The organism is Roseovarius sp. MMSF_3281, assembly GCF_030733685.1.
In the GTDB taxonomy this organism is placed as follows: Bacteria; Pseudomonadota; Alphaproteobacteria; order Rhodobacterales; family Rhodobacteraceae; genus Roseovarius.
In genome coordinates, this window is the sequence record NZ_JASHIM010000014.1 from 57,871 (window position 1) to 83,330 (window position 25,460).

28 protein-coding genes are annotated in these 25,460 nt (G+C 63.9%); 16 read left to right on the forward strand and 12 right to left on the reverse strand.

Annotation, left to right across the window (positions count from 1 at the left end; translation table 11 throughout):
• Positions 1–19: 19 nt before the first annotated feature.
• From RBB32_RS13645 to RBB32_RS13665, 5 genes are all read right to left on the reverse strand, one after another.
• Positions 20–1,009, reverse strand: a complete 990-nt coding sequence (locus RBB32_RS13645) for an oxidoreductase (RefSeq protein WP_306153457.1) — start codon at positions 1,007–1,009, stop codon at positions 20–22.
• 110 nt (positions 1,010–1,119) lie between these two features.
• Entirely contained in the window at positions 1,120–2,232 is a 1,113-nt protein-coding gene (locus RBB32_RS13650; RefSeq protein ID WP_306153365.1) for a dimethylsulfoniopropionate demethylase, read from the reverse strand.
• Positions 2,229–2,747 carry a DinB family protein gene (locus RBB32_RS13655; RefSeq protein ID WP_306153367.1) on the reverse strand — a complete coding sequence of 173 codons (519 nt, stop codon included), beginning with the start codon at positions 2,745–2,747 and terminating at the stop codon, positions 2,229–2,231. Before RBB32_RS13655 ends, RBB32_RS13650 begins: the two co-directional genes overlap by 4 nt.
• Complete coding sequence (locus RBB32_RS13660; RefSeq protein WP_306153369.1) at positions 2,747–3,406, reverse strand: DUF1326 domain-containing protein; 660 nt, start codon at positions 3,404–3,406, stop codon at positions 2,747–2,749. Before RBB32_RS13660 ends, RBB32_RS13655 begins: the two co-directional genes overlap by 1 nt.
• 34 nt (positions 3,407–3,440) lie before the next feature.
• A complete protein-coding gene (locus tag RBB32_RS13665) occupies positions 3,441–4,178 on the reverse strand; it encodes a DUF2182 domain-containing protein (protein WP_306153372.1) in 738 nt (245 codons plus the stop codon).
• 117 nt (positions 4,179–4,295) lie between these two features.
• On the opposite strand from RBB32_RS13665, the gene RBB32_RS13670 reads away from it, so the two are divergent.
• The 8 genes from RBB32_RS13670 to RBB32_RS13705 all read left to right on the forward strand — a co-directional run bounded on the left by RBB32_RS13670 (position 4,296) and on the right by RBB32_RS13705 (position 9,382).
• Entirely contained in the window at positions 4,296–5,033 is a 738-nt protein-coding gene (locus RBB32_RS13670; protein WP_306153374.1) for a FadR/GntR family transcriptional regulator, read from the forward strand.
• A 78-nt stretch (positions 5,034–5,111) separates the two neighbouring features.
• Positions 5,112–5,270 carry an adenylosuccinate lyase gene (locus RBB32_RS13675; protein ID WP_306153377.1) on the forward strand — a complete coding sequence of 53 codons (159 nt, stop codon included), beginning with the start codon at positions 5,112–5,114 and terminating at the stop codon, positions 5,268–5,270.
• Positions 5,271–5,358: 88 nt separating this feature from the next.
• Complete coding sequence (locus tag RBB32_RS13680; protein WP_306153380.1) at positions 5,359–6,426, forward strand: flagellar motor switch protein FliG; 1,068 nt, start codon at positions 5,359–5,361, stop codon at positions 6,424–6,426.
• Between the two features lie 174 nt (positions 6,427–6,600).
• Positions 6,601–7,101, forward strand: a complete 501-nt coding sequence (locus RBB32_RS13685) for a CIA30 family protein (RefSeq protein WP_306153382.1) — start codon at positions 6,601–6,603, stop codon at positions 7,099–7,101.
• Between the two features lie 41 nt (positions 7,102–7,142).
• Entirely contained in the window at positions 7,143–7,481 is a 339-nt protein-coding gene (locus RBB32_RS13690; protein WP_306153384.1) for an SH3-like domain-containing protein, read from the forward strand.
• Entirely contained in the window at positions 7,474–7,737 is a 264-nt protein-coding gene (locus tag RBB32_RS13695; RefSeq protein ID WP_306153386.1) for an SH3-like domain-containing protein, read from the forward strand. The genes RBB32_RS13690 and RBB32_RS13695 overlap by 8 nt, the downstream gene beginning before the upstream one ends.
• Positions 7,738–7,741: 4 nt before the next feature.
• On the forward strand, positions 7,742–8,368 hold the full coding sequence (gene nthA, locus RBB32_RS13700) for a nitrile hydratase subunit alpha (protein ID WP_306153389.1): 627 nt from the start codon (positions 7,742–7,744) through the stop codon (positions 8,366–8,368).
• A gap of 69 nt (positions 8,369–8,437) precedes the next feature.
• Complete coding sequence (locus tag RBB32_RS13705) at positions 8,438–9,382, forward strand: lysophospholipid acyltransferase family protein (protein WP_306153391.1); 945 nt, start codon at positions 8,438–8,440, stop codon at positions 9,380–9,382.
• On the opposite strand, the gene RBB32_RS13710 is transcribed toward RBB32_RS13705, so the two are convergent.
• From RBB32_RS13710 to RBB32_RS13720, 3 genes are read right to left on the reverse strand one after another with little or no spacing between them, the layout of a single operon-like run.
• The gene (locus RBB32_RS13710; RefSeq protein ID WP_306153394.1) at positions 9,379–11,157 is read right to left on the reverse strand and encodes an SLC13 family permease; all 1,779 of its coding nucleotides are present in this window, start codon (positions 11,155–11,157) and stop codon (positions 9,379–9,381) included. The two genes, RBB32_RS13705 and RBB32_RS13710, sit on opposite strands and share 4 nt — an antisense overlap.
• Positions 11,158–11,187: 30 nt before the next feature.
• Positions 11,188–11,532: a hypothetical protein gene (locus RBB32_RS21360; protein WP_371931063.1), complete on the reverse strand. Its 345-nt coding sequence runs from the start codon at positions 11,530–11,532 to the stop codon at positions 11,188–11,190.
• The gene (locus RBB32_RS13720; protein ID WP_306153396.1) at positions 11,529–12,341 is read right to left on the reverse strand and encodes a TIGR00282 family metallophosphoesterase; all 813 of its coding nucleotides are present in this window, start codon (positions 12,339–12,341) and stop codon (positions 11,529–11,531) included. The genes RBB32_RS21360 and RBB32_RS13720 overlap by 4 nt, the downstream gene beginning before the upstream one ends.
• 186 nt (positions 12,342–12,527) lie before the next feature.
• On the opposite strand from RBB32_RS13720, the gene secG reads away from it, so the two are divergent.
• The 7 genes from secG to RBB32_RS13755 all read left to right on the forward strand — a co-directional run bounded on the left by secG (position 12,528) and on the right by RBB32_RS13755 (position 21,124).
• Positions 12,528–12,893 carry a preprotein translocase subunit SecG gene (gene secG, locus RBB32_RS13725; protein WP_306153399.1) on the forward strand — a complete coding sequence of 122 codons (366 nt, stop codon included), beginning with the start codon at positions 12,528–12,530 and terminating at the stop codon, positions 12,891–12,893.
• Between the two features lie 160 nt (positions 12,894–13,053).
• Complete coding sequence (locus RBB32_RS13730) at positions 13,054–14,697, forward strand: CTP synthase (RefSeq protein WP_306153400.1); 1,644 nt, start codon at positions 13,054–13,056, stop codon at positions 14,695–14,697.
• A 73-nt stretch (positions 14,698–14,770) separates the two neighbouring features.
• The gene (locus RBB32_RS13735) at positions 14,771–16,504 is read left to right on the forward strand and encodes an ATP-binding protein (protein ID WP_306153401.1); all 1,734 of its coding nucleotides are present in this window, start codon (positions 14,771–14,773) and stop codon (positions 16,502–16,504) included.
• Positions 16,501–17,841, forward strand: coding sequence for a sigma-54 dependent transcriptional regulator (locus RBB32_RS13740; protein WP_306153402.1), 1,341 nt, complete (start codon positions 16,501–16,503; stop codon positions 17,839–17,841). Before RBB32_RS13735 ends, RBB32_RS13740 begins: the two co-directional genes overlap by 4 nt.
• 145 nt (positions 17,842–17,986) lie before the next feature.
• Positions 17,987–19,006 carry a C4-dicarboxylate TRAP transporter substrate-binding protein gene (locus RBB32_RS13745; protein ID WP_306153403.1) on the forward strand — a complete coding sequence of 340 codons (1,020 nt, stop codon included), beginning with the start codon at positions 17,987–17,989 and terminating at the stop codon, positions 19,004–19,006.
• Positions 19,007–19,078: 72 nt separating this feature from the next.
• On the forward strand, positions 19,079–19,711 hold the full coding sequence (locus tag RBB32_RS13750) for a TRAP transporter small permease subunit (RefSeq protein ID WP_306153404.1): 633 nt from the start codon (positions 19,079–19,081) through the stop codon (positions 19,709–19,711).
• 12 nt (positions 19,712–19,723) lie between these two features.
• The gene (locus tag RBB32_RS13755) at positions 19,724–21,124 is read left to right on the forward strand and encodes a TRAP transporter large permease (protein WP_306153405.1); all 1,401 of its coding nucleotides are present in this window, start codon (positions 19,724–19,726) and stop codon (positions 21,122–21,124) included.
• A 115-nt stretch (positions 21,125–21,239) separates the two neighbouring features.
• Here RBB32_RS13755 and RBB32_RS13760 read toward each other — a convergent pair whose 3' ends face one another.
• Positions 21,240–22,373, reverse strand: a complete 1,134-nt coding sequence (locus RBB32_RS13760; RefSeq protein ID WP_306153406.1) for a putative sulfate/molybdate transporter — start codon at positions 22,371–22,373, stop codon at positions 21,240–21,242.
• 77 nt (positions 22,374–22,450) lie between these two features.
• Between RBB32_RS13760 and RBB32_RS13765 the strand changes: the two genes are divergently transcribed.
• A complete protein-coding gene (locus RBB32_RS13765; RefSeq protein WP_306153407.1) occupies positions 22,451–22,660 on the forward strand; it encodes a molybdopterin-binding protein in 210 nt (69 codons plus the stop codon).
• On the opposite strand, the gene RBB32_RS13770 is transcribed toward RBB32_RS13765, so the two are convergent.
• The 3 genes from RBB32_RS13770 to RBB32_RS13780 are packed head-to-tail and all read right to left on the reverse strand — an operon-like array spanning position 22,615 to position 25,459.
• On the reverse strand, positions 22,615–23,436 hold the full coding sequence (locus RBB32_RS13770) for an ABC transporter ATP-binding protein (protein WP_306153408.1): 822 nt from the start codon (positions 23,434–23,436) through the stop codon (positions 22,615–22,617). The genes RBB32_RS13765 and RBB32_RS13770 overlap by 46 nt on opposite strands.
• The gene (locus RBB32_RS13775) at positions 23,436–24,458 is read right to left on the reverse strand and encodes an iron ABC transporter permease (RefSeq protein ID WP_306153409.1); all 1,023 of its coding nucleotides are present in this window, start codon (positions 24,456–24,458) and stop codon (positions 23,436–23,438) included. Before RBB32_RS13775 ends, RBB32_RS13770 begins: the two co-directional genes overlap by 1 nt.
• Entirely contained in the window at positions 24,431–25,459 is a 1,029-nt protein-coding gene (locus RBB32_RS13780) for an iron ABC transporter substrate-binding protein (RefSeq protein WP_306153410.1), read from the reverse strand. Before RBB32_RS13780 ends, RBB32_RS13775 begins: the two co-directional genes overlap by 28 nt.
• Between the last annotated feature and the right edge of the window lies 1 nt (position 25,460).

Genomic DNA, 25,460 nt, shown 5'->3' on the forward strand with positions numbered 1-25,460 from the left:
AGGTTAAAGGCGGAACGCTTTAGGCGTTCACATCCACCACGACCCGGCCCTTGACCTGGCCTTTCAGGATATCGCGGCCCAGCCCGGGCAGGTCCGACAGGGTCGCGGGCTGCACCATGGCCTCCAGCTTGTCCATCGGCAGGTCTTGCGCGATCCGCTGCCAGGCGCGAAGGCGGTTGTCATAAGGCTGCATCACGCTGTCGATCCCCAACAGGTTCACACCACGCAGGATAAAGGGCGTGATCAGCGCGCCCTCGATGGCCGCGCCCCCGGCAAGGCCGATGGCCGCCACCGATCCGCCATAGCGCATCTGCTTGAGAACCCGGCCCAGCATGGCGCCCGCCACGGCATCCACGCAACCGCCCCAGCGTTCGGCCTCCAAGGGCTTCTTGGTGACCTCGGTCAGCTCCTCGCGCGCCACGATCTCGCTGGCTCCCAACCCGCGCAGATACTCTTCCTGCTCCGGGCGGCCCGTCACCGCGGCCACCTCGTGGCCCAGCTTGGCCAGGATCGCCGTGGCGACCGAGCCGACGCCACCGGCAGCGCCTGTGACCAGCACGGGGCCTTCCTTGATCCCCTGGTCTTCCAGCGCCATCACCGCCAGCATCGCGGTAAAGCCCGCGGTGCCCACGGCCATGGCCTTCCGGGTATCCAGCCCCTCGGGCAGCGGCACAAGGAAATCGGCAGGCACCCGCGCCTTCTGCGCATAGCCGCCCCAACGATTTTCACCCACGCGCCAGCCGGTCAACACCACCTTGTCACCGGTCGAGTAGCGATCATCGTCGCTGGCCTCGACGGTGCCGGCAAAATCAATCCCCGGCACATGCGGGTAATTGCGCACCAAACCGCCCCCCGGTCCGACGCACAGACCGTCCTTGTAATTCACCGTGGAATACTCCACCGCCACCAGAACCTCGCCCTCGGGCAGGTCGTTTTCCGAAATCTCCTGCACGGCGGCGGCGGTCTTGCCGCTGTCCTCGTCCTTCTCGACGACCAGTGCCTTGAACATATCGCTCTCCTTCTTGATCGACAGGACCAGCCCCCTGTCTTCTTCTTTTTCCAAATATCCCGGGGAGCGCGAGGGGCTGGCCCCTCGCTCCCGCCACCTGCAGCCCGTGATCAGGCCCAGAATGTCTCGTGTACGATGGCCCTGCGCGGCCCATCCGGGGTGACAATGTCTACCTCGTCGCCCTCGTCCCAATGGGTCAGCTTCACCATAGCGATGGCGACATTTGTCTTGTGGTCCGGGCTCCAGGCGGCGGAACTGACGCGCCCCACCTTACGGCCCTTTTCCGACAGCACCGGCCACCAGTCTTTACAGATCGGCACCGCATCGCCTTCGATCTCCAGCGCGCGGATTTGCTGCACCGGGCCTTCCTTGGCCACCCGCAGCAGCGCATCCCGCCCGACACAGCCGATCGCCGTATGGGTGTTACAGAACCGCCCCAACCCGCATTCATGCGGGGTGTTGTCGTCGGTCATGTCGTTGCCATAGGACAGCAAACCGCCCTCGATCCGCTCGATCAGGTTGGGACAGCCCGCATGCACATCCAGATCGCGCCCCGCCTCCATCAGGGCGTTCCACAGGTCCATGCCGATATCGCCGCCCTCGACGTAAATCTCGAAGCCCCCCTGCTTGGAATAGCCCGAGCGCGCGACCACCATGTCGCGGCCCTGGAAATCGAAATGGCCAAAGCGGAAGAACCGGATGTCGTTCACCGCATCGCCAAAGACCCGCGCCATCAGGGCGTCGGCACGGGGGCCCTGCACCGCCAAGGGGCTGACGTCCGGCTCATCCACCAGCACGTCCAGCCGCCAACCATGCGCCGTGGCCCGCACCCAATATAGAAGGTCACTATCGGCAATGGATATCCACCACCGGTCCTCGGCCAGTTTTACCGCCACCGGATCGTTCAGCATGCCGCCGGTCTCATCGACGATGGGCACGTAGAAACACTGCCCCGGCGTCATCCCGCGCAAATCGCGCGGGGTCATCATCTGCATCAGGCGCGCGGCATCCGGGCCGCGCAGTTCCACCTGCCGCTCGCAGGACACATCCCAGACCTGCACCGCTTCCTTGAGGTGGTGATAATCCTCCTCGATACTGCGAAAGACCGTGGGCAACAGCATATGGTTATAGACCGTATAGGCCTTGACCCCCGCCGCCTCCACGCCCGGCGAAAAGGGCGTGGGCCGCAACCGGCGCGACAGGGACAATAAAGGTGCATTCATATATCACCCTCCGGCATGAGAAACAGGTCGCTCACCGGCGCCTGGATATGTGATTTGGTCAGCATCGCGTGCACCTGCCCGCGATGATGGGTCTGATGGTTGAACAAATGGGTGACACATTGCGCCATCGGGCTGGTGGTCTCCCGCCCAAGGCTGCGCGAGTGAAACCGCAAATCCCCGGTCAGGTCCACCGCATGCAGCCCCTTGGCCCAGCGCGTGATAAGGCCATCGCAGGCAAACCGCTCGGCATCCCAGACCCCGAAGGTGGGACACAGCTCTGTGCTGGCCTCGATGCCACCCTCGGGCGCGGTTTGCAGGTCAGGCGCAAAGCGGCTCATCCAAAGCCGGTCCGCCCAAAGGATATGGTTCAGCGTGCCAAGGATCGAGCCGAAGAAAGCCCCGTGATCGGCGCGCAGCACCTCCTGCGGCACGCCGTCAAGGGCGTCGGACAATTGCCGGTTCTGCCACGCGTTATAGCGCGCCATCATCCGCACATAGCCCGGCTCGATCACCATCACCGCGGCCCTTTCCAGTCGATCTGGCAAATCTCGGCGCTGCGCCCGTCGAAATCCCAGACCCGGCCAAAGGCACGCACCCGGCCTTGGGTCGCCGTGGCCACGGTGATATCCGGGCCCATCCAGTACTCGGTGTTGGTCACAACGATATCCTCGCCGTTCTTGCCCTCCACCGGCACCACCGCGCCCTGGATCTTCTTGCCCACCATCAGGCGGCGTTCCTTGCCCTCGGTCTCGAAAACCACCGGCGCGCGCTCCGCGCCCAAAAATTCGCTGACCAGCATGCCGAACAGGCCCGTGGTGCCACGCGCCGCCCCGCTAAAGATATTGACCAGCGCCTCGTATTGCGCCGCGTCGCTGCGCTCGTCGATAAAGGCCGCCGCTTTCCAGTTGCCGCGCCCCATGTTGCCGGGGATTTCAAGGAAAAGCCCGACGTTCAGCCCCGACAGGTTCGCGTCGCCGTAAAAGCCCTCGTCGATGCGCACCCCGGCCCAGGCCTGGCAATAGCCTTCCGTCGGCGGGTGTTTCCCAAGGCTGACAACGCAGGGGCAAAAGACCGTGCAGTTACAGTTCAGGATCAATTCGCCCTTGATGTTCCACGGCACGGTGCCAACCGGCTGCGCCTCGCCCTTTTCCAATGTCTGTGTTCCTTCGGCCATGTCAGCCTCCCTTTCCTGTCGTTGTCTCAAATCCTCAGGTCACCGCGCCCAGCGCCATCGCCCCTGCCCCGGCCAGCAAGGCAAAGCCCAGAGGCCGCGTCAGCCACCGGCCCAGATCGGGCAGTTTCTCGATCACCATGATCACCGTCGCCAGCCCCATGAAGGCGATGTTCATCACGCCCCCCACGAAGGCCAAAAGCATCAGCGCCCAACAGCAGCCAAGGCACACCGCGCCCAGCCGCAGGCCATTGCGCCACGGCCCTTCCTCCCAGTGCTGCATGAAAAACGTCAAAGGCGCGCGGCACTTGGCAAGACAGGCCTCTTTCATCTCGCTGAACTGGTAAAGCCCCGCCAAGGCCAGCAACGCGGCCGACAACAGGCCCGAGCGGCTATCGCCAAAGGCACTGACCAGCCCCGCCCGGTAAAGCCCCATCTGAAGCGCCGCCGCGAACACCGAAAATCCCAGCCAGACCGCCAAATAGCCGCCGACCAAAGCGCCAAAGCGCGTTTCCCCTGTGTGCGACAGGTCATCATAGGTGGCAAAAGCGGGCAGCGCCGTGGGGGCCATCATCGCCGCCGACATCAACGCCCACATCAAGGTGATCCGCAAGAAACCGGCGGCATCGGGGGTGACGGTGCACAGGCTTGCCAGAAAATCCGCGCCATACACCTGCCCCGCCGCGCGCAGCTCCCCGGGCAGGGCCATGGCATACAGCAGGCCCCACGCCAACAGGATCGCCCCGAAAAGCAAGACCCAATGCCACCCGGTCATGCGCCTGATCCGCACCGAAACCATGCCGCCCTCCCTTGCGACTCGCTTCACTCGCGTCAATTGTCAGACATTTGATGCCCCCTTGCAAGGTAATTGTCCGACAATTAAAACAATTCCATGAAAATCGAGACCGACCCCAAGGCCGACCTCTCGGCGCAGATCGCAAAATCCATCCGTGATGCCATCGTCAACGGCGATATGATCGTCGATGAACGCCTCCCCTCCGAGGCGGAATTGTCCGATCAATTCGATGTCTCCCGCTCCACCGTGCGCGAGGCGCTGAAACGGCTTGCCGCGCAATCGCTCATCCGCACGCAACGCGGGGCCTCGGGCGGGGCCTTCGTGCGCCGCCTGTCTTATGAAGAGGCCTACGGCCAGCATATCACCACCTCCACCCTGCTTCTGTCGATGAACGCCGTCAGCTTCGAAACCGCCTGCGAGGCGCGCTATGCGCTGGAACGCGCCTGCGCGCCGATGGCCTGCGACCGGCGCACGCCCGACCAACTGGCCACCATGCGGGCCGAGATTCACCGCCAGTCGCAACCGGGCCTTTCCGACGAGTCGTTCTGCGCCTCCGACGTGGCCCTGCACCGCGCCCTTGTGGACGCCGCCCACAACCCGGTGCTCAGTTACCAATTGGCCGGCGCGGTCGAGGCGATGCAGCCCTTGATGAACATGATCACCTTCACCGCCCGCTCGCGCGAGGAAATCGTCGGCATCCACAGCCGCCTGACCGACGCGATCGAGGCGCAGGATGCCGCCAAGGCCGATCACGCCCTGCACGCGCTTGAGGCCTACACGCTGACCCTTGGCCGCGATGTCATGGCCGCACGTGCGCAAAAATCAGGCAGTTAAGGGCCATCCGGTCGCCGGTTTTTTGAAAAAATCCCGAACCGTGCTATCTTTCCACCCCCAACCAACAGGAGAGATGCGATGACCTTCAAAACCATCCTCACCGCCGCTGCCCTTACCATGGCCTCTGCCGCAGGGGCCTTTGCCATGTGCGCGGACAAGGAACACGCCATGTCCTGCGGCGAGGGCATGACCTATGACGCCGACAGCCGCAGTTGCGTATCGAAAACCACCAGCTGATTTTTCGCCCGGCCCCCGGGCCGGGTTTAGACATTTCTTCACCCTTCCCCGCCTATGCTGCGCGTAATACCGCCACCAAGGGAATGGGATGACCGAACAGACGCAACTTGCCCGGCTTTCGCCGCCTGACCGCGCGCCCTCCGCTGCCGCGCGCCTGACACGCCGCCAGAAGGCCGCCATTATCGTGCGCTTCCTCCTCAACGAAGGGGCCGAGGTGCCGCTGACCGATCTGCCCGAACCGCTACAGGAATCGCTGACCACGCAGATGGGCAGCATGCGCTATGTCGATCGCAAGACACTTGCCGATGTGGTCTCCGAATTCGCGGCCGAGCTTGAGGCGATGGGCCTCACCTTTCCCAATGGCGTGGCCGGGGCCCTGTCGGCCCTCGACGGGCGGATCAGCCCGCAATCCGCCGCCCGCCTGAGAAAAGAGGCCGGCGTCAGGCAATTTGGCGACCCGTGGGAACAGGTGCGCAGCGCCAAAACCGACGACCTGCTGGATATCCTGCAACGCGAAAGCACCGAAATCGCGGCGGTCATGCTGTCCAAGCTTGACGTGGCCCGCGCCGCCGACCTTCTGGGCAAACTGCCCGGCGATACCGCGCGCCGCATCACCTATGCCGTCTCGCAGACCGAGGCGGTGACCCCCGAAGCCGTGGATCGCATCGGCCTTGCCTTGGCCGCGCAACTGCACGACGTGCCCGATACGGCCTTTGCCGATGGGCCGGTGCAGCGGGTGGGCGAAATCCTCAACTACTCCCCCGCCGCCACCCGCGACGAGGTGCTGACCGGGTTGGAAGAAACCGACGAAGATTTCGCCCGGCTGGTGCGCAAGGCGATCTTCACCTTCGTGCATATCCCCGACCGGGTGGCCCCGGTGGATATACCCAAACTCGCGCGCGAGGTGGATCAGGCGGTTCTGGTCACCGCCCTCGCCTCGGCCTCGGCTGGCGATCTCGCCCCGGCGGCCAATTTCATCCTCGGCAACATGTCGAAACGCATGGCCGAAGCCCTGCGCGAGGAAATGGGCGAACTGGGCCAGGTCAGGCCCCGCGACGGCGAAGAGGCGATGACCCAAGTGGTCAACACCATCCGCCAACTGGAAGCCGCGGGCGAGATCACTTTGATCACCCCCGATGAGGACGAAGAAACCTGAATTCGGATCGCATCGCGAAGAAGGCCGCAAGGCCTGATAAGCGGCACGCCTAACCTGCAAAAGCTGCGTGGATCGTACGACTCGTACGATCACTTTGGCATATGGCTGGATTTTCGTACGAAAACCGCCATCTCTTCGTACGACTCGTACGAAAATCCGCGAAAGGCCCAGCCCATGACCAATAGCCCCCTAACGCTTGACGATTTCGCCACCCAACCGGGCGATTGGAAACTGGTCTCGGATCAGGTCATGGGCGGCGTTTCGGATGGAAAACTGAGCCACGAGGCCCTGGAGGGCCGCATGGCCCTGCGCCTGACGGGCCACGTAAGTACCGAGAATAACGGCGGTTTTTTGCAAATGGCCCGGGACTTGGGCGATGAGGTCGGCATGGATGCCAGCGGCTATCGCGGCCTGCAACTGGATGTGCGGGGCAATGGCGAGGCTTACAATATCCACCTGCGCACGGCGGATGTCACCCGACCTTGGCAATCCTACCGCGCCAGCTTCACCGCCCCCGACACCTGGACCACCCTCAAACTACCCTTTGCAGATTTCACCGCCCATAGGATTACATCACCTTTGGACCTTAAATCTCTGAGAAGGCTAGGTATTGTCGCGATTGGAAAGCCCTTTTACGCCGATATCGCCCTGTCTGAATTGCGGCTTTATCCCTGACCCTCTGGACAGCCCCTTACTTTCCCGCCTAGTCTTTTCGCATGACCCAACCCGATGGAAAACGCTGGCACGACATGGGCGGCACCCCCGCCGGCCCGGTGCCCCGGGACGACCACGATTTCGCCCTTTGGGAAAAGCGCGTCGATGCCCTCATGGTGCTGTGCGGCGGAAAGGGGCTGTTTACCGTCGACGGGCTGCGCCGCGCGCTTGAGGACATGGGCGAAGACGCCTTTGAAACCATGAGCTACTACGAACGCTGGATCGCTGCCATCAACCAGAACCTATTGGAATCAGGCACCTACAGCATTGAAGAACTGGGCGCGCGGATGGACGAGATTGCCCGCCGCGGCCCCAGCTACGGCGAGGCGCAGGATGGCTGAACGCGTGCGCGTCAAGGCGATGATGCCCCCCGGCCATGTCCGCACACCGGCCTATCTGCGCGGCAAACAAGGCGTGATCGAACGCGCGCTTGGCCCCTTCAGGAACCCCGAACAATTGGCCTATGGCCTTCCCGCCGAGGAAAAACCGCTCTACCGCGTGCGCTTTACCATGGGTGAGGTCTGGGGCGATCAGGCCGAATGCCCCACCGATACCCTCGACGCCGAGATTTACGACCACTGGCTGGAAAGGCTTTGACCCGATGCCGCATGATCACCTCAGCCCCTCGGGCCACCCTTACCGAAAGGATGATGATCATCCTCTAACCTATTGGCAAACCATGGAAATCGCCGTTCGTGAGCTTTTGGTCGAAAAGCAGATTCTCACCCCGTCCGAGATCACGGAACAGATCGACACCATGGATGCCCGCAGCCCCGCCAACGGCGCTGCCGTGGTGGCCCGGGCCTGGGTAGATCCGGATTTCAAGGCACGGCTTTTGCAAGATGCCTCCGCCGCCAGCCGCGAGATGGGCTTCGATCTTGGCCCCCTCCATCTGATCGCTGTCGAAAATACCAAGGAAATTCATAACCTTATCGTCTGTACCTTATGTTCGTGCTATCCGCGCAACCTGTTGGGCCTGCCGCCCGATTGGTACAAGACCCGCGCCTATCGTTCCCGCGCCGTGCGCGAGCCCCGCAAAGTGCTTGAAGAATTTGGCCTAACCCTCCCAAAAGAAACGCAAATTCGGGTGCACGACAGCACCGCCGACATGCGCTATATCGTGCTTCCCGCGCGGCCTGACGGCACCGAGGGCCTGACCGAGGATGCGCTTGCCGCCCTTGTCACCCGCGACTCGATGATCGGAACGGGCCTGCCCAGGCAGCCCTGACAGGCTTGTGCGATGCGCCCACCCGGCGTATGTCACCGCCAAAGCAAGCAACCCTGGCCAGGCCCCCCGATGAACAACCAACGCCCGCCCCAGCGCATCCCGCTGCGCGAACGCCTGACCGGCGCGGCGCTATATGCACCGATGTTTCTGTCGCGGGCCTTGCCCTATCGCTGGCGTATCCCCGCGGCGGGCTGGTTGACCTCGCGTGTTCTGGCCCCCCTGGCCGGGTACAACAAGCGCGTACGCCAGAACCTTGCCCATGCCTGCCCCGAGATCGACAAGGCACAGGCAAAACGCCTGAGCCTTGAGGTCACCGATAACGCGGGCCGCAACATGATGGAGCTTTACAGCCCCGAGTTCCGCGATCATGTCCGCCGCACCCCGGTCGAAGGCCCCGGCCTGCCATTCATCGAAAAGGCCCGCGCCGAAGGCCGCCCGATCCTTTTTGTTACCGGGCATTTCGGGTCGATCAATGCCACCCGCGTGGCAATGATCGAGATGGGCTTTCCCATGGGTGTGTTCTATCGCCCGATGGCGAACCGCCCCTTCAACGCGCATTACGTCGACGCCATGGCCCGGATCAGCGAACCCTTGTTCGAACAGGGCCGCCGGGGCATGCTGCAGATGGTCAAACGGCTGCGGTCGGGGGGCTGTGTCGGCATCCTGAGCGATCTGAACGCCCATGACGGCGTGCCGCTGGACTTCTTCGGAAAACCGGCGCTGACCTCGCTTGCCACGGCGGAAATGGCCCTGAAGTATGGCACCCCACTGGTGCCGGTCTGGGCCGTGCGAGAGGCCAATGGCCTTGATTTTCGCATCATCGTCGAACAGGAAATTCCGGCAAGCGACGCGGTCACCATGACGCGGGCGTTCAACACCCGGCTTGAGACGATGATCCGCCAACACATGGGCCAATGGTTCTGGATTCACCGTCGCTGGAAGGATGGCACCGGCCCGCTTGCGGATCGCGGCGCGCGCCACTTGGCGGTGCTCGAAGGCACGCCCGAGGATTAAAGCGGCCAGATCAGCGGAATAACGGCACTGGCCAACAACCCGACACTCAGGTTCAGCGGAATACCCACCTTCATGAAATCGGTAAAGCGATAGCCGCCGGGACCGTAGACAAGCGTGTTGGTCTGATACCCGATGGGCGTGGCGAAACTGGCGCTGGCGGCCACCATGACCGCCACCACCAAGGGCCGCGCATCCACCCCCATCGCATCCGCCAGACCGATTGCAATCGGCGTGACAACGACCGCCACGGCGTTGTTGCTGACCAGTTCCGTCAACACCGAGGTCAGCAGGTACACCGCCCAGATCACCAAGACCCCGGGCAACAGCATCAGGGCGGGCGCCATGAAATCAACGATCAGGCGCACCGCCCCCGAAGCTTCAAGCGCGGCCCCCACCGCCAACATCGCGAAAATCAGGGCCAGCAACCGGCCCTCGATAAAGGAAAACGCCTCATCGGCGTCGATACAGCGGGTCAACAGGACAACGGCCACGGCCATGACCCCAAGCGCCAGGATCGGGGCCACACCCAAGGCGGCCAAGACAACGATACCGGCAAGCGACGCCAAGGCAATCGGGGCATGTCCACGGCGAAACGCCCGCGCCGAAGGGTGCGAGACATCCACAAGGTCCATATCGCGCGACAGGCGTTGAATATCCTCCGGCGCCCCTTCCAGCAAAAGGGTATCGCCCACCCGAACCACAAGATCGTCAAGTTGCCGACCGATGTTCTGGTTCCGGCGATGCACCGCAAGCGGATAGACACCATAGCGCCGGCGCAGGCGCAGTTGCCCCAAGGATTTCGCCACCATCTTGCAGCCCGGGGTAATCAGCACCTCGACGGTGGTGGTCTCAACCGCCGACACCTGGTCGACCCGCTTCAGGCTCTTGTTGCGCTGCAGGCTCAGAAGTTCGGTCATCTGGGTGCGCAGGATCACGCGGTCACCGACCTGAAGCGTAACCCCCTTGAGGTTGCGCCTCAGCGAGGTATCGCCGCGCACCACGTCAATCAGGCGCACCCCTTCGCGCTTGAACAACTGAACCCCCGTCACCTCGCGCCCGACAAGGTTCGATTCCGGCGGGATCACCGCCTCGGTAAAGAATTTCATCTTTGACCGATCCGACAGCATATCCGCCATGCTTTCACGATCCGGAAGAAGGTAAGGCCCTATGAAATAAAGATAAACCATGCCCCACACCACAAGGATCACCGCCAGTGGCGTGACCTCGAAGATGGTGAAAGGCTCCATGCCCTTCGAACGCGCGACACCATCCACCAAAAGGTTCGTCGAAGTGCCGATAAGGGTCAGCGTCCCCCCCAGGATCGCGCCATAGCTCAACGGGATCAGCAGGCGACTTGCGGTAATCCCAAGCGTCCGGGCCAATTGCACGAACACCGGGATCATCACCACGACCACCGGCGTGTTGTTCATGAAGGACGACCCGATCACTACAAACCCCATCAACATGCCGATGGCAATTTTCGGGTTCACCTTGGCCTGCCGGTCCGCCAACGTCGTAAAGGCATCCAGGGCCCCGGTGCGCACCAAGGCCCCCATGACGATGAACAGCCCGGCAATGGTCCAGGGGGCGGGGTTGGACAAGACGTTCAACGCGGCCTCATAGGGCAAAACCCCCAAGGCCAGAAGGATGGCCGCGCCACTGATCGCCACGACCTCGGTCGGGTAAATCTCGCGCACGAACAGAACGAACATGGCAAGCACCACGCAAAGCGTGATCACCGCCTGACCGGTCTGTGAAAGTTCCAGAAATTGCATCACGTCTGCTCGTTACCTTGGTCGTTTGTTTTATTGTCGCGCATGCCCGGCACCGGGGCAAGCGCCATCGGCTTGCGGGGCTGCACAAGAAACACCCCGATCAGCATCGCCGCCAGTGCTGCCCAAACCGTAGGCGGATAGCTTTCCTGCAAAAGCCATATGGACCACGCCACGCCAAATCCGGTCACCAGACAGGCCCCTGCCCCGCGCCCAGGTCAGCCCCTGCAACAGCACCGCCGATACAACAAGTTGCCAGAAGATCAGCCCGAACTGCCGATACCCTTCGCTGACCGCGATCTTCGACAAGGGCGTGGTCAGGCCCCAGCCCGCGCCGACCAGCACCAAAACGGCAATCAGCGAAAGCCGCCCCGTCAAGGGGTCGCGGCCTCAAGCCGCCCGCCATGGCGGATCATCTTGACACTGGTGGCCTTGCCGCTGCGGTCGTCGGTTTCGACAAAAAGGCCCGACAGGGTGACACTGCCCATTGCCGGTTCGAACCGGGCCTTCGACATGCCGGTGATGAATCGGCGCATGGGTTCGCCCTTCTGCATCCCGATAACCGAGTCGTAATCGCCGCACATGCCCGCATCGGTTTGATACGCCGTGCCGCCCGGCAGGATCTGCGCGTCGCCGGTGGGAACATGGGTATGGGTGCCGACCACGACACTGGCCCGCCCATCGCAAAAATGGCCCATGGCCATTTTCTCGCTGGTGGCTTCACAATGCACGTCAACAAGGCTGGCCTGCACCGCCCCGCCCAAAGGGTGCGCGCGCAAAACCGCGTCCATCGCCGAGAAAGGATCGTCGAAACAGCGTTTCATGAAAACCTGCCCCAGCACCTGGGCGACAAGCACCTTCCGCCCCCGCCTGTCGGAAAAAACCCGCGCGCCGCGGCCCGGACATTCCTTGGCGAAGTTGAGCGGGCGCACAAGCCGCGGCTCGGATTCGATGGATTGCAGCATGTCCTTTTGATCGAAGGCATGATCGCCCAGGGTGACCGCATCGGCGCCGGCATCGAAAAACCCCTTGGCATGCGCCCCCGTCAGGCCCATACCCCCCGACGCGTTCTCACCGTTGACGACAACGAAGTCCAAACGCCAGTCTTCGCGCAGCGTCGGAAGGTTTTCGGCTATGGCGCGCCTGCCGGCGCGGCCCACGACATCACCCAGAAATAAAAGTCTCATGTGTTTGTGTTAGGCCCGCGCGCTGCCAAGGGCAAGACGCAATGCCACTTCCTCGATCCTGCGGATCGGAGGAAATGCCGCTCAAGGGCGGGCAATCGCGATCCTATCAAGATTGCCGGGTTGCGGGCGGGCCGCGAATTGCCTAAGTAGCCCCCTGATGCAACCCGCTCGACAAAGGTCGCCCACATGGAAAACGTCGTCCTGATCATCCACCTGCTTCTGGCCCTCTCCCTGATTGGCGTGGTCCTTCTGCAACGCTCCGAAGGCGGCGGGCTTGGCATGGGCGGCGGTGGCGGCGGTGCCACGGCGGGCCGCTCGGCGGCGACCGCCATGGGCAAGCTGACCTGGATTCTGGCGACCGCCTTCATCGTCACCTCGATCACTCTGACGATCATCGCGGCACAGCAATCGGCGGGCTCCTCGGTTCTGGACCGGATCACCGATGCCCCGGCCCCGGCCGCCACCGATGACCCGACGCAGCCCGACGCGGGCGACAACCTCCTGCCGCCTTCGGCAGGCGATGACGCCCCGCTCACACCGACCGCCGACTAACCACAACGCCTTGAGGGCACGCCCTTAACCGCAACAGTATCTTGCGGTTGGCTTGCGCATGTCGCGCGAATCCTTTATATCTTGAGTCCCGTGATGCTGCGGCCAAAAATGGCCGGTTCGGGCTCATGTCACGCTCAATTTCACGGGGGATGCCACGCGCATGGCACGTTATATCTTTATCACCGGCGGCGTTGTTTCATCCCTTGGCAAGGGGCTGGCCTCGGCCGCGCTCGGCGCGCTTTTGCAGGCGCGCGGTTTCTCGGTCCGCCTGCGCAAGCTTGACCCCTATCTCAACGTCGATCCCGGCACCATGTCGCCTTTTGAGCATGGCGAGGTTTTCGTCACCGACGATGGCGCCGAAACCGACCTTGACCTAGGCCACTACGAACGCTTCACCGGCGTGCCCGCCCGCATGACCGACTCGGTCAGTTCCGGCCGCATCTATTCCGACGTGCTGGAAAAGGAACGGCGCGGCGATTACCTCGGCAAGACCATTCAGGTCGTCCCCCACGTCACCAACCAGATCAAGGAATTTCTGGCCGTCGGCGACGACGAGGTCGATTTCATGCTTTGCGAGATCGGCGGCACCGTGGGCGATATCGAGGGCTTGCCGTTTTTCGAGGCCATCCGCCAGTTCAGCCACGACCGCCCGCGTGGCCAATGCATCTTCATGCACCTCACCCTGCTGCCCTATCTCGCCGCCAGCGGTGAGCTTAAAACCAAACCCACCCAGCACTCGGTCAAGGAACTGCAGAGCATCGGCATCGCCCCCGATATTCTTGTCTGCCGCTCCGAACAGCCGATCCCGGAAAAGGAACGCGAGAAGATCGCGCTTTTCTGTAACGTCCGCAAAGAGGCCGTTACCGCCGCCTATGACCTCAGCTCGATCTACGAGGCCCCCCTCGCCTATCACCGCGAAGGGCTGGATCAGGCGGTGCTGGATGCCTTCAACATCTCGCCCGCGCCCAAGCCCGACCTCACCGTCTGGCAAGACGTCTATGACCGTATCCACAACACCGACGGCGAGGTGAAGGTTGCCATCGTCGGCAAATACACCCAGCTTGAGGATGCCTACAAGTCGATCAAAGAGGCGCTGACCCACGGCGGCATGGCCAACCGCGTCAAGGTCCGCGTCGAATGGGTCGATGCCGAGATTTTCGATACCCAAGACCCCGCGCCGCACCTCGAAGGCTTCCACGCCATCCTTGTCCCCGGCGGCTTCGGGGAACGCGGCACCGAGGGCAAGATCAAGGCCGCCCAATTCGCCCGCGAACGCAAGATTCCCTACCTGGGCATCTGCCTCGGCATGCAAATGGCGGTGATCGAAGCCGCCCGCAACCTGGCCGGGCTTGAGGATGCAGGCTCCGAGGAATTTGACCACGAGGCCGGGAAAAAGCGTTTCACCCCCGTGGTTTACCACCTCAAGGAATGGGTGCAGGGCAACGAGAAGGTCAAGCGCAAGGTCTCGGATGACAAGGGCGGCACCATGCGCCTCGGGGCCTATGACGCGACGCTCAAGGAAGGCTCCCGCGTGGCGCAGGTCTACGGCGACACCGCGATTGATGAACGCCACCGCCACCGTTACGAGGTGGACGTGACCTACCGCCAGAAGCTCGAGGATGTCGGCCTCACCTTCTCGGGCATGTCCCCCGACGGGCGCTTGCCGGAAATCGTCGAATGGTCCGATCACCCGTGGTTCATCGGCGTGCAGTTCCACCCCGAACTGAAATCCAAGCCCTTCGATCCGCACCCGCTGTTTGCCGATTTCGTCCGCGCGGCACTGGAAACCTCAAGGCTGGTCTAAGGGCGGCCAGCCGGGCGGTGGATCAAAAGCTTTCGCTTGCACGGGGGCACAAAAATACCAATACCTGTGACCCATGCGCTTGAACACCACCGCCCTTGCCGCCTTTACCGCGCTCTGCGTGGCCATCGGCGTGTTCTGGCTCTCGCTCAGCTTCTTTGAATCCGAGGAAGAGGCCAAGGCCCGCGGCCGCCTGTCGCTTTACCACAGTACCGTACGCTCGGAACTTGAACGGTTTTCGCATCTCACCTACGTGCTTGCCCGCGACACCCACGTGATCGACACCGCCAACGGCGGCCCGACCGGGCGGCTCGACCGCAGGCTGGCGGCCTTCGCGGCGCAATCGGGGCTTGATGCGATCTACCTGATGCGGCCCGACGGGACGACCATTGCAGCCTCGAACGCGGGGCGCCCCGGCACCTTCGTGGGACAGGATTACTCGTTTCGCCCTTACTTTCAGGCGGCGCGCGACGGCACGCAGGGGCGGTTCTACGGCATCGGGGCCACAACGGGCCTGCCCGGCTATTTCATCGCCGACGCGGTTCAGGACGCCAAGGGCGCGCTGATCGGGGTGATCGCCATCAAGCTCGACCTGACCAATCTCGAAGAAACCTGGCGCGCGGCGGGGGAACAGGTGTTTCTGGCCAATCGCGACGGTATCGTCCTGCTGTCGTCGGACCCCGCCTGGCGCTACCGAAGCCTGCGCGACCTGACCGCGGACCAACGCGCCCGAATTGCACAGAACCGGCAGTTTCCGGGGCAAGACCTCGCGCCTCTGGGCTGGCAACCACGGGGCGATGCGCGCGCCGTGATCGGCGGGGCCGAACGTATCCACCTGTCGGCCTCGGTCGCCCCGCACGACTGGGTGCTGCACTACTTTGCCGATGACAACGCCGCCGTCACCCGCAGTTGGCTGCTCACAGGTCTGGTGATGCTCCTTGCGGGCGCGGGGTTCCTCGTGTCGCAGGTGCGCCGGACCAAGCGTATCGGCGCCGCCCTGCGCCGGTCCGAGGCCGAAGAGGCGCAACTGCGCGAGGCCAACGAAAGGCTCGCCGTGGAAATCGAAGAGCGCCGCACCGCCGAGCGCCGGTTGAAACGCACACAGGACGAACTGGAACGGGCAAGCCGGCTGGCCGCGCTGGGGCAACTGGCCGCCTCGGTCACCCATGAACTGGGGCAACCCATCGCGGCGATGCGCAACCACCTGACAGCAGCCGAGATCGGCGGCCAACCGGCGGCGCGGATCATCCCCCGGATCACCGGCATCGTCGACCGGATGGAAGGGATCACCCGGCAACTGAAATTCTTTGCCCGCAACGACCGCGAGGAATTCGGCCCGGTCGATCTGGGCGCCGTGGTGCAGGCCGCACTGGCCCTGGTCGAGCCGAATATCGCCAAGGTGGGGGCCACGACCTCGGTCGATGCGCCCGACCGCCCGGTTCTGGTGCGCGGCAACCAGTTGCGGCTGGAACAGGTGCTGACCAACGTGCTACGCAATGCCGTGGACGCGGTCGAGGATTGTGCCACTCGGCGCATCGAGATCACGCTGGGGCAAGGCGACGGCACCGGCTGGGTCGAGGTACGCGACACCGGGCACGGCCTGGGACAGGCAAGCCTGGACAAGTTGCAGGAACCCTTCGTCACCACCCGCGAAAGCGGGCGCGGCATGGGGCTGGGCCTTGCGATCTCGGCGAATATCGTCAAGGCGCATCAGGGCCGGTTCAGCGCCGATAACCTCGCCCAGGGCGGCGCGATGTTCCGAATCGAGATCCCGCAACAGGGGATGGACAAGGATTTGAGCACGGCATGAGCACCCCCAAGACCCACCGTATCCTGATCGTCGAGGATGACCGCGCGATGCGCCTGTCGCTGATCGACCTGCTTGAGGCCTCGGGCTGGTGTGTCGAGGCACTGCCGCGTGCCGACAGGCTGTCCGAGCGGCTTGAGGCCTTTCAGCCCGACGTGATCCTCTCGGACGTGCGGATGCCGGGCATGTCGGGGCTGGACCTTCTGGACAGCCTCGACCTCGACCTGTCGCCGCCGCTGGTGCTGATCTCGGCGCATGGCGATATTGCCATGGCGGTGGATGCGATGCAGCGCGGGGCCTACAGCTTTGTCGAGAAACCGCACGAACCGCGCCGCCTGCTGAACATCCTGCGCCATGCCGCCGAACAACACGCGATGCGGCGCACGACCGAGCGGCTGAAATCGCGGTTGATGCAACTCTCCGGGCTGGACCGGGTGCTCTTGGGGCAAACCCCCGAAACCGCCGCCCTGCGCGAAGAGGTGCTGGACCTGTCGCAAAGCGGCGCCGCCGTGATGGTGCAGGGCGAAACCGGCACCGGCAAGGAACTGGTGGCGCGCGCCCTGCATGACCTCGGCGGCGATGCCGCCGGGCCCTTCATGGCGCTCAATTGCGCGGCGCTGTCGGTCGAAGGGTTCGAGGCCGAGATGTTCGGCGCCGAGGGCGGCACCAAGGGGCGCTTGCAGGGGGCCGATGGCGGCACGCTGTTCCTCGATGAAATCTGTTCCTGCCCGATGCCCGTACAGGCCAAGCTGTTGCGGGTGATCGAGGACAAGCAGGTCTTGCCGCTCGGGGCCGAGGCCCCGGTGCCGCTGGCGTTCCGGGTAATCTCGGCCACCAACGAAGATCCCGACCAGGCGGTAAGCGAAGGGCGGCTGCGGGCCGATCTGCTCTACCGGCTGAATACCACGGTGATCGCCCTGCCGACGCTCCGGCAACGGCGCGACGACGTGATGCTTCTTGCGGCGCGGTTCTTGGACGAATTCGCCCGCGTCTACGAAACCCGCGCCCCCGACCTCACCCCCGAGGACAGCGCGGCCCTGTTGGCGCATGACTGGCCGGGCAACGTGCGCGAATTGCGCAGCGTCTGCGAACGCCGGGTGCTCAGCGCGCGGCGCGGCGCCGGGTCGATGACGCAGGCACTGCACCGCGACGCGCTGGCCGATGACGTGCCCGACACGCTGCGCGCCGCCGTGGCCGCCTTCGAACGCGAACTGATCGCCAAGGCGATCACCGCGCACGAGGGAAAGATGGAAGCGGTGGCCGAGGCACTGGGCATCGGGCGGCGCACCCTGAACGAGAAGATCGTCAAGCTGGGGCTGGACAAGGAGGCGCTGCTTTAGGCTCCACGCATCCCAGCCCCCCCCCTTGCGGATATCCGCAGGGCGGCCTCCGGAGCATGCGCGATTTTCTTCATAGCCTTCGTGCCGGGGATGACCCAAAGTAGCCCCCATCACGTATGACGCATGACATCTGGGAGGAGAAACCATGCAGAAATTCCTGAGTTATTCCGCCGTGGCCGCAATCAGCCTTGCCTTCGCCGGCGAAGCGATGGCCACCGAATGGAACGTCTCGCTCTGGGGCAAGCGCCGGGCCTTTACCGAACATGTCGAGAAACTGGCCGAACTGGTCAGCGACAAGACGGGCGGCGAATTCACCCTGAACATCAGCTACGGCGGCCTGTCCAACAACCGCGAAAACCTCGACGGGATTTCCATCGGGGCCTTCGAGATGGCACAGTTCTGCGCCGGCTATCACCGCGACAAGAACCCGACGATCACGGTTCTGGAACTGCCCTTCCTCGGCGTCGAAACGCTCGAACAAGAGCGCGCCCTGTCCATGGCGCTTTATGACCAACCGGCGGTCAAAGCCGATCTGGCGCGCTGGAACGCGACGCTGCTCATGCCCTCGCCCATGCCGCAATACAACCTCGTGGGCCTTGGCGACGCCCCGCGCAGCCTTGACGATTTCGCAGGGCTCAGCGTACGCGCCACCGGCGGCATCGGCGACGCGATGGAAGCCGTGGACGCGGTGCCCACCTCGATGTCGGCAACCGAAGTCCGGCAGGCGATGGATAGCGGCGTGGTCAAGGCCGTGGCCTTTGCCCCGCATGCGCACATGGCCTTCGGCACCATCGAGAACGGCAAATGGTGGACCTCGAACCTCAACCCCGGCACGGTGAACTGCCCGGTGGTGGCCAATACCGACGCCCTCGACACCCTGTCGGATGAGCACCGCGAGGCGCTTTTGGGCTCGATCGACGAGGCCCTCGACCACTACGTCGACAATTACCAGAACAACACGCTGGAAGCCTGGGGTCCCGCCCTCGAAGAGCGCGGCATCGAGGTCATCAGCTTCGACGCCGACTCGCTCGCCAAGTTCGAAGAGGCAGTCGCCGGTCCGGCCGCCGAAGCCTGGATCGAGGACATGGGCAATCGCGGCATCCCCGCGCAAGAGCTTTATGACTTCGCCACCGGCAAGCTGAGCGAACTCAAGGAAGGCTCGTAACCCCAACGGCCCGACAGCCCGCGGCGGATACGCCGCGGGCCCTGTTCTTGCGACCCAAACCGGAGATGACCCATGGCGGGAACGGCCTCTGTTCTGTCCGACAACAGCAGCCTGAGCAGGCTTGATCGCGGCCTTTACCGGATCGAGCGGCAGCTTGCCCTCCTAAGCGGGCTGGCGGTGTTTTCGCTGATGGTGCTGGCGGTGTTTTCCGTGGGCGGGCGCAATTTCTTCAATCAACCGCTGCCCGGCTATGTCGACTGGATCGAACAGATCATGCCGCTTATCGCCTTCATGGGCGTGGCCTATACACAACGCGACGGCGGGCATATCCGCATGGATATCTTCGTCGGAATGTTCAGTGGCCGCGCGCTGTGGCTGATCGAATTGATCACGACGCTGGCGATACTGGCGCTGATGCTGCTGCTGGTCTGGGGAAGCTGGGCGCATTTCGAACGCAGTTTCGACTGGAACGCCCCGATGTGGAGCCGCGACAGCACCATCGACATCGCGCTGCCGATCTGGCCCGCGAAGATCCTTGCGCCGATCGCCTTCAGCGTGCTGTCGCTGCGGCTGCTGTTGCAGGTCTGGGGCTTCGGGCGGGCGCTGATCACCGGGGCGGAGCGGCCTGTCGCCGTACCGCTGATCGAGGATGCGGCGGCACAGGCCGCCCGCGAGGCCGCACAGCTGCGCGGCCACGATGAATAAGGAATTGACCTGATGGAGCCGATAGAGATCGGGCTTGTCGTGACCGGCATGATGCTGGTCGTCGTCATACTGGGTATGCGCGTGGCCTTTGCCGCCGCACTTGCGGGCATGGTCGGGCTGATCTGGATCTTCTGGTCCAAGAAAGGCTACGCCGGGGATGAATTTTTCTGGGCGCTGACCGTCGCGGCCAAGACCGCCGGGCAGGTCCCCCATTCCAAGGTCAGTTCGCAGGCACTCAGCCTCATTCCCACCTTCATCATGATCGGCTACCTCGCCTATTACGCGGGGCTGACCAAGGCCCTTTTCGAGGCCGCGAAACGCTGGATCGCATGGGTGCCGGGGGGGCTTGCGGTCTCGACGGTCTTTGCCACGGCGGGGTTCGCCGCCGTGTCGGGGGCGAGCGTGGCAACGGCGGCTGTCTTTGCCCGCATCGCCATCCCCGAGATGCTCAAGATCGGCTATGACAAGCGGTTCGCGGCGGGCGTGGTGGCCGCCGGCGGCACGCTGGCCTCGCTCATTCCGCCCTCGGCGCTGCTGGTGATCTACGCCATCATCGTCGAACAGGACGTAGGCAAGCTGCTTTTGGCCGGGTTCATTCCCGGCGTGTTCTCCGCCTTTGTCTACGGCGCGCTCATCATCGGGCTGGCGCTGACCATCAAGGGGTTCGGCCCGCCGGTAAGCGGCTTTACGTGGCGCGAAAGGTTCGTGTCGCTGCCCCCTGCCCTGCCCATCGTCTTTGTCGTCGTGACGATCATCTTTTTCGTCTACAACCCCTTCGGCGGCGACGCATGGGGCACACCCACCGAGGGCGGCGCAATCGGGGCCTTCGTGGTGTTCCTCATGGCGCTCTATCGCGGCATGCGCTGGCCCGAACTGAAGGACGCATTGCTTGAAACGGCGAAACTCTCGGTGATGATCTTTACCATCATCTGGGGCGTTCTGATCTACGTGCGGTTCCTCGGCTTTGCCGACCTGCCCTCGGCCTTCGCCGACTGGATCACCTCGCTGACGCTGTCGCCGATGCTGATCCTGATCTGCATCCTGCTGGCCTATGCCGTGCTGGGCATGTTCATGGATGCCATCGGCATGCTGCTTTTGACGCTACCGGTGGTCTACCCGGCGGTAATGGCGCTCAACGGGGGGGTAAACGTGGGTGCCGAGGAGGCGACCTTCGGAATGTCGGGGCCGATGTGCGCGGTCTGGTTCGGCATCCTCGTGGTCAAGATGGCCGAATTCTGTCTCATCACGCCGCCCATCGGCCTCAACTGTTTCGTGGTGGCCGGCGTGCGCGACGATCTCAGCGTGCAGGACGTCTTCCGCGGCGTGATGCCCTTCTTCATCGCCGACGCGGTGACGATCGGCTTGCTTGTGGCCTTTCCCGCGATCGTCCTGTGGCTTCCCGGCCTCGCTTAAACAGGGGCGCCTCCTGCCGATGGTGTCGGGATGGTGACCTCCGCGCGTCGCGGCGGCACTTCACATTCCGACTGATCTACGAAAGGCAAGGTGGGCACGCGTTGTCACGGTGATCCTATTCCCGCCGGATCTTGCGCTTGGATACGATGATTTTCCGGACGATCTCGGCGCAGGTGCCCGCAACCAGCCCCAGCAATGGGTTCGCCAGCACCGTGGCCAGCGCGGTCACCGCGATAACCGGGCGGCAGGACGGTCGGGCGTCGATCAGGCGGCGGCTGATGGCAAGCTCCCACGCCGCGATCAGAAGCAGCGCGCCCAGGGTCGCGGTGGGAATTGCCGACAGGATCGCGCCTTGCACAGGCGGCGGCAGGATCGCGATAAGCAACAAAAGGCCGCCGATCATGCAGGGGGCAGCACCCGTGCGGGCACCGAACCTGCGATGCGCCGCGACGCCGCCCGCACCGTGGCACATCGGCAAGGCCCCCATCGGTGCCAGCAACAGGTTAGCCAGCCCCGAGGTCAGGCACAGATTGCGTGCGCTGACATGCACCGCGCGGGCACCGAACAAGTCCCCCGCGACGAGCGTTGTCAGAAAGACTGCATTGGTCAGGGTCAAGGCCAACTGCGGCAGGGCCAGGTCGGTTATGGCGAGGGGCAGGTCAGCGAAATCGAAATGCGGCATGCCCCAAGGCGCGGCGCGTGGTGGGGGCCCCTCGGGAAGGCCTGCGATCAGCCCGAAGGCGACCCCGGCAATGATCGTCAGCAAGGCCGCATGCGTGCCGGCCCGAAGGGCGGTAATCGCCACCCCGAATGACAGCACGCCGATCAGCCATTGATCCTGAACCAGCCCGACCGCAACCCAGCCAAGGGACAGGCCCAGCCCCAATTGCAGCCCCGACAGAACCGATTGCGGCACAAGTCGCGCAATTTGGTCAATCAGACCGCTACCACCCAGCATCAGCAGCACCAAACCGATCAAAACGCCGCTCAGTGCGATCTCGGCGGGGGATACCACGCCCAGCATGGCCACGGCGGCGATCGCCTTCATCGGTTGCACCGGAACCGGCAGGCGATAGACAAGGCCCGTGATGATATAAAACAGGCCAAAGCCCATCAGCACCATAGGCGCGGAAAGGCCCGCCAGTGCGATGGTACCAAGGCTCAGAGGCAGCAGCGTGCCGATATCGCCAAGGGCGCCATTCGCCTCGCGCAGGTCAAAGCGAAACGCATTGCCGCGTGGATCACTCATGCTGTCCTGCCCCGTTGAAATCGCCTTGCGGTATCATACCCTTTAAGAAAGCGAAAATCAGCAAGCGAGGAAAGCCCATGAAAATCAGCGCACGCAACAAATTGGCCGGAACGGTGGTCGGTATCGAAAAAGGGGCTGTAAACGCCACGGTGCAGATCGACCTTGGCGGCGGAAGCATCGTGTCCGCGATGATCACCAATGCCTCGGTCGAGGAGTTGGAACTGGAGGTTGGCAAAACCGCCTATGCCATCGTCAAGGCATCCGATGTCATGGTCGGTGCGGACTGACGCAAGGACGGCAGACAAACCCTGCGACCAGAGGCCGTGGTTTCGACCGTGACAGGCAGGCCGTAGACGGTGCTTAGGTTGGCATCGGTCAAGACATCCTGTGCCGGACCATCGGCCAGCACGCCGCCACCGCTCATCAACATGACCCTCGCATTCAGGGCAAAGGCCTGATCGGGGTCATGCGTCGACAGGATCACGCCGTGTCCATTCTTGCCCGCCGCATGTGCCAACCCTGAAATCTGTGCCATCACCTGCGCCTGATTGCCGAAATCGAGACTGGCGGTGGGTTCGTCCATGACAATGAGCGGCGTATCCTGCGCCAAGGCGCGGGCGATCAGAACAAGCTGTCGCTGGCCGCCGGACAAGCGTGAATAATCCCTGTGCGCAAGGTCGGCGATGCCCAACCTCTCCATTGCGCGGCGGGCTGCCATGCGATCCGCTTTTCCCGGCTGCGAAAACGCGCCAAGCCGCGCCGTGCGCCCCATCAGCACAACTTCAATTGCCTCGAAGGGGAACGGCGGCGCGTGGGCCTGCGGAACATAGGCGATGGCCTGCGCGATCCTGGCCCGGCTCTGCGCGTTGATCGGGTGGCCTTGCAACAGAACCTCGCCTGCCAAGGCCGGTAACAGCCCCATCAGCGTGCGGAAAAGCGTGGTCTTGCCGCAGCCATTGGGGCCGAGCAGGCAAAGGATTTCGCCGCGTCTGACCGACAGGGTAAGGCCGCTGCCGATCTCGGTTCGTCCGTGGCCGATGGACAGGTCCTGCGCCTCCAACATCAAGACCACCCCCGACGACCACGCGCAAGAAGCCAGACGAAGAACGGCGCGCCGATCACGGCGGTCAGCACCCCCAAGGGCACCTCAACCGCGGCGATGGTCCGCGCCAGCGTATCGACGATCAGCAGATAACCCGCGCCGATCAGCGCCGAGGCAGGCAAAAGCCGCCCGAACCCCGGCCCAACCAACATCCGCGCGATATGCGGGATCACAAGGCCAACCCAGCCGACCACCCCGGCCAGCGCCGTGACGCTGGCGGTGATCAGCGTGGCGGCGGCAATGACAAGAAAGCGGGTGCGCCCGGCCTCGACCCCCAGCGCGCGGGCCTCATCATCGCCAAGAGAAAGAACATTGATCCGCCAGCGCAGCAGGGCCAGCGGCACCAAGCCGATCAGCACCACCGGCAAAGCGGGCAGGATGTCGCGCGTCGTGATCGAGGCCAGCGACCCAAGCAGCCAGAAGGTGATCGCCGGAAGCTGATCATAGGGGTCGGCCATGACCTTCAGAAGCGAGGTCGCCGCCCCCGCCAGTGCCCCCACCACGACGCCCAGCAGGACAAGCGTCAGCGTTCGGTCGGTATGACGCACCATGCCACCGACCAGAGTGACCACCCCCACCGCCGCCATGCCGCCGACAAAAGCCGAAGCCTGAATCGCGGCCACCGGCAGCGAAAGAAAGATGCCCGCCACCGCGCCCAGCCCTGCCCCCGCAGACACTCCAAGGATGTCCGGGGACACAAGCGGGTTGCGAAAAAGCGCTTGGTAACTGGCCCCGGCGGCGGCCAGCGCTGCGCCCACCAAAAGCGCCGCGCCCACGCGGGGCAGGCGGATGTTCCAGACGACGATCTGCGCCTGTTGCTCGCCATGGCACAGAAGGGCCGAAACGACCTGCCCCGGTGTCAGGGCATAGGGTCCGATCATCACCGCCCCAAAGGCCAGCAGAGCAAGCACACCCGCCAACGCACCGGTCAGCGTCAGCCCGGCGCATGGTAGCGTCACATCGGCGGTCGTCCCTCGGCCCATTCCAGCAGCCTTTCCAGGTCGTCGTCATCAAGATCGACATGATAATAGAGCTTGTAGAAGGCACGGGTATCGGCCTTCAGATCGCCCTCCCAACGGTCAGGGTACAGCAGCCCCGCCATCCAGTGTAGCCCCATCAACCGGTTCAGCGACGGCGGCCGATCAATCCATCCGAAGGGGGCCGTAGGCGACAGGTAGACTTGGCCATCGCGCACCGCATCAATCCCCCGCCAGAGTGGATCGTCGAACACACGGGCAAAGAAATTCCGGTCCCATGTCACGATGGTATCCGGGTTGGCGACGATCACCTGTTCCATCGAGGCATTCACCAACCCCTTGGTCACGCCGCCATCATCGGCAACATTGCGACCGCCTGCCCGCTCGATGATCTCGGTGTTGATCGAGCCTTTCATCCCGGTTTCCAGCCCCTCTGGCCCACGGGCCAGATAGACACGCGGGCGATCTTCCTCGGGCACCTCGTCCAGCATGCTATCGAGCCGTGCGAATGTCGCCTCGACATCCTGTGCCAGCGTTTCGCCGCGTTCGGGCACGCCCAAAGCCGCGCCCATGGTTCGCAGCGCCCCGGCGGTATTTTCAAAACGTCCGTCGATCAGCAGATACGGGATGCCGGTCTGTTGCTGCACGCGGTTGGCAAGGTCGATATAGGTGTCGCGCACCGACCCGAAATCGACGATCAGATCGGGTTTTATCTGCAACACGCGTTCCAGGTTCGCCTCGCCACCGCGCCCGGTCAGGCGGCCCGTTTCGGGCAGGTCGCGGTAAGGTTCGGCAATATAAGTGCGCTCATCGGGGCGCAGGGCGCGGGGCCAGCCAGTCAAGGCCTCCGGCTTGAGGACATAGACCAGGATCGAGGCCGGCGGCCCCGCCGCAAAGACTGTGTTCACGTTGTCCGGCACCTCGACCACGCGGCCCGCGCTATCGGTCACGGTGCGGGCTTGCGCCGGGACAGCAAGCAGCGCGAGGATCATCAGAAGGTAGCGCATC

Bases quoted from the DNA above. Each gene is read 5' to 3' on its own strand.
- RBB32_RS13645 (WP_306153457.1), bottom strand. From the start codon at position 1,009: ATGTTCAAGGCACTGGTCGTCGAGAAGGACGAGGACAGCGGCAAGACC.
- RBB32_RS13650 (WP_306153365.1), bottom strand. From the start codon at position 2,232: ATGAATGCACCTTTATTGTCCCTGTCGCGCCGGTTGCGGCCCACGCCC.
- RBB32_RS13655 (WP_306153367.1), bottom strand. From the start codon at position 2,747: ATGGTGATCGAGCCGGGCTATGTGCGGATGATGGCGCGCTATAACGCG.
- RBB32_RS13660 (WP_306153369.1), bottom strand. From the start codon at position 3,406: ATGGCCGAAGGAACACAGACATTGGAAAAGGGCGAGGCGCAGCCGGTT.
- RBB32_RS13665 (WP_306153372.1), bottom strand. From the start codon at position 4,178: ATGACCGGGTGGCATTGGGTCTTGCTTTTCGGGGCGATCCTGTTGGCG.
- RBB32_RS13670 (WP_306153374.1), top strand. From the start codon at position 4,296: ATGAAAATCGAGACCGACCCCAAGGCCGACCTCTCGGCGCAGATCGCA.
- RBB32_RS13675 (WP_306153377.1), top strand. From the start codon at position 5,112: ATGACCTTCAAAACCATCCTCACCGCCGCTGCCCTTACCATGGCCTCT.
- RBB32_RS13680 (WP_306153380.1), top strand. From the start codon at position 5,359: ATGACCGAACAGACGCAACTTGCCCGGCTTTCGCCGCCTGACCGCGCG.
- RBB32_RS13685 (WP_306153382.1), top strand. From the start codon at position 6,601: ATGACCAATAGCCCCCTAACGCTTGACGATTTCGCCACCCAACCGGGC.
- RBB32_RS13690 (WP_306153384.1), top strand. From the start codon at position 7,143: ATGACCCAACCCGATGGAAAACGCTGGCACGACATGGGCGGCACCCCC.
- RBB32_RS13695 (WP_306153386.1), top strand. From the start codon at position 7,474: ATGGCTGAACGCGTGCGCGTCAAGGCGATGATGCCCCCCGGCCATGTC.
- nthA (WP_306153389.1), top strand. From the start codon at position 7,742: ATGCCGCATGATCACCTCAGCCCCTCGGGCCACCCTTACCGAAAGGAT.
- RBB32_RS13705 (WP_306153391.1), top strand. From the start codon at position 8,438: ATGAACAACCAACGCCCGCCCCAGCGCATCCCGCTGCGCGAACGCCTG.
- RBB32_RS13710 (WP_306153394.1), bottom strand. From the start codon at position 11,157: ATGCAATTTCTGGAACTTTCACAGACCGGTCAGGCGGTGATCACGCTT.
- RBB32_RS13720 (WP_306153396.1), bottom strand. From the start codon at position 12,341: ATGAGACTTTTATTTCTGGGTGATGTCGTGGGCCGCGCCGGCAGGCGC.
- secG (WP_306153399.1), top strand. From the start codon at position 12,528: ATGGAAAACGTCGTCCTGATCATCCACCTGCTTCTGGCCCTCTCCCTG.
- RBB32_RS13730 (WP_306153400.1), top strand. From the start codon at position 13,054: ATGGCACGTTATATCTTTATCACCGGCGGCGTTGTTTCATCCCTTGGC.
- RBB32_RS13735 (WP_306153401.1), top strand. From the start codon at position 14,771: ATGCGCTTGAACACCACCGCCCTTGCCGCCTTTACCGCGCTCTGCGTG.
- RBB32_RS13740 (WP_306153402.1), top strand. From the start codon at position 16,501: ATGAGCACCCCCAAGACCCACCGTATCCTGATCGTCGAGGATGACCGC.
- RBB32_RS13745 (WP_306153403.1), top strand. From the start codon at position 17,987: ATGCAGAAATTCCTGAGTTATTCCGCCGTGGCCGCAATCAGCCTTGCC.
- RBB32_RS13750 (WP_306153404.1), top strand. From the start codon at position 19,079: ATGGCGGGAACGGCCTCTGTTCTGTCCGACAACAGCAGCCTGAGCAGG.
- RBB32_RS13755 (WP_306153405.1), top strand. From the start codon at position 19,724: ATGGAGCCGATAGAGATCGGGCTTGTCGTGACCGGCATGATGCTGGTC.
- RBB32_RS13760 (WP_306153406.1), bottom strand. From the start codon at position 22,373: ATGAGTGATCCACGCGGCAATGCGTTTCGCTTTGACCTGCGCGAGGCG.
- RBB32_RS13765 (WP_306153407.1), top strand. From the start codon at position 22,451: ATGAAAATCAGCGCACGCAACAAATTGGCCGGAACGGTGGTCGGTATC.
- RBB32_RS13770 (WP_306153408.1), bottom strand. From the start codon at position 23,436: ATGTTGGAGGCGCAGGACCTGTCCATCGGCCACGGACGAACCGAGATC.
- RBB32_RS13775 (WP_306153409.1), bottom strand. From the start codon at position 24,458: ATGGGCCGAGGGACGACCGCCGATGTGACGCTACCATGCGCCGGGCTG.
- RBB32_RS13780 (WP_306153410.1), bottom strand. From the start codon at position 25,459: ATGCGCTACCTTCTGATGATCCTCGCGCTGCTTGCTGTCCCGGCGCAA.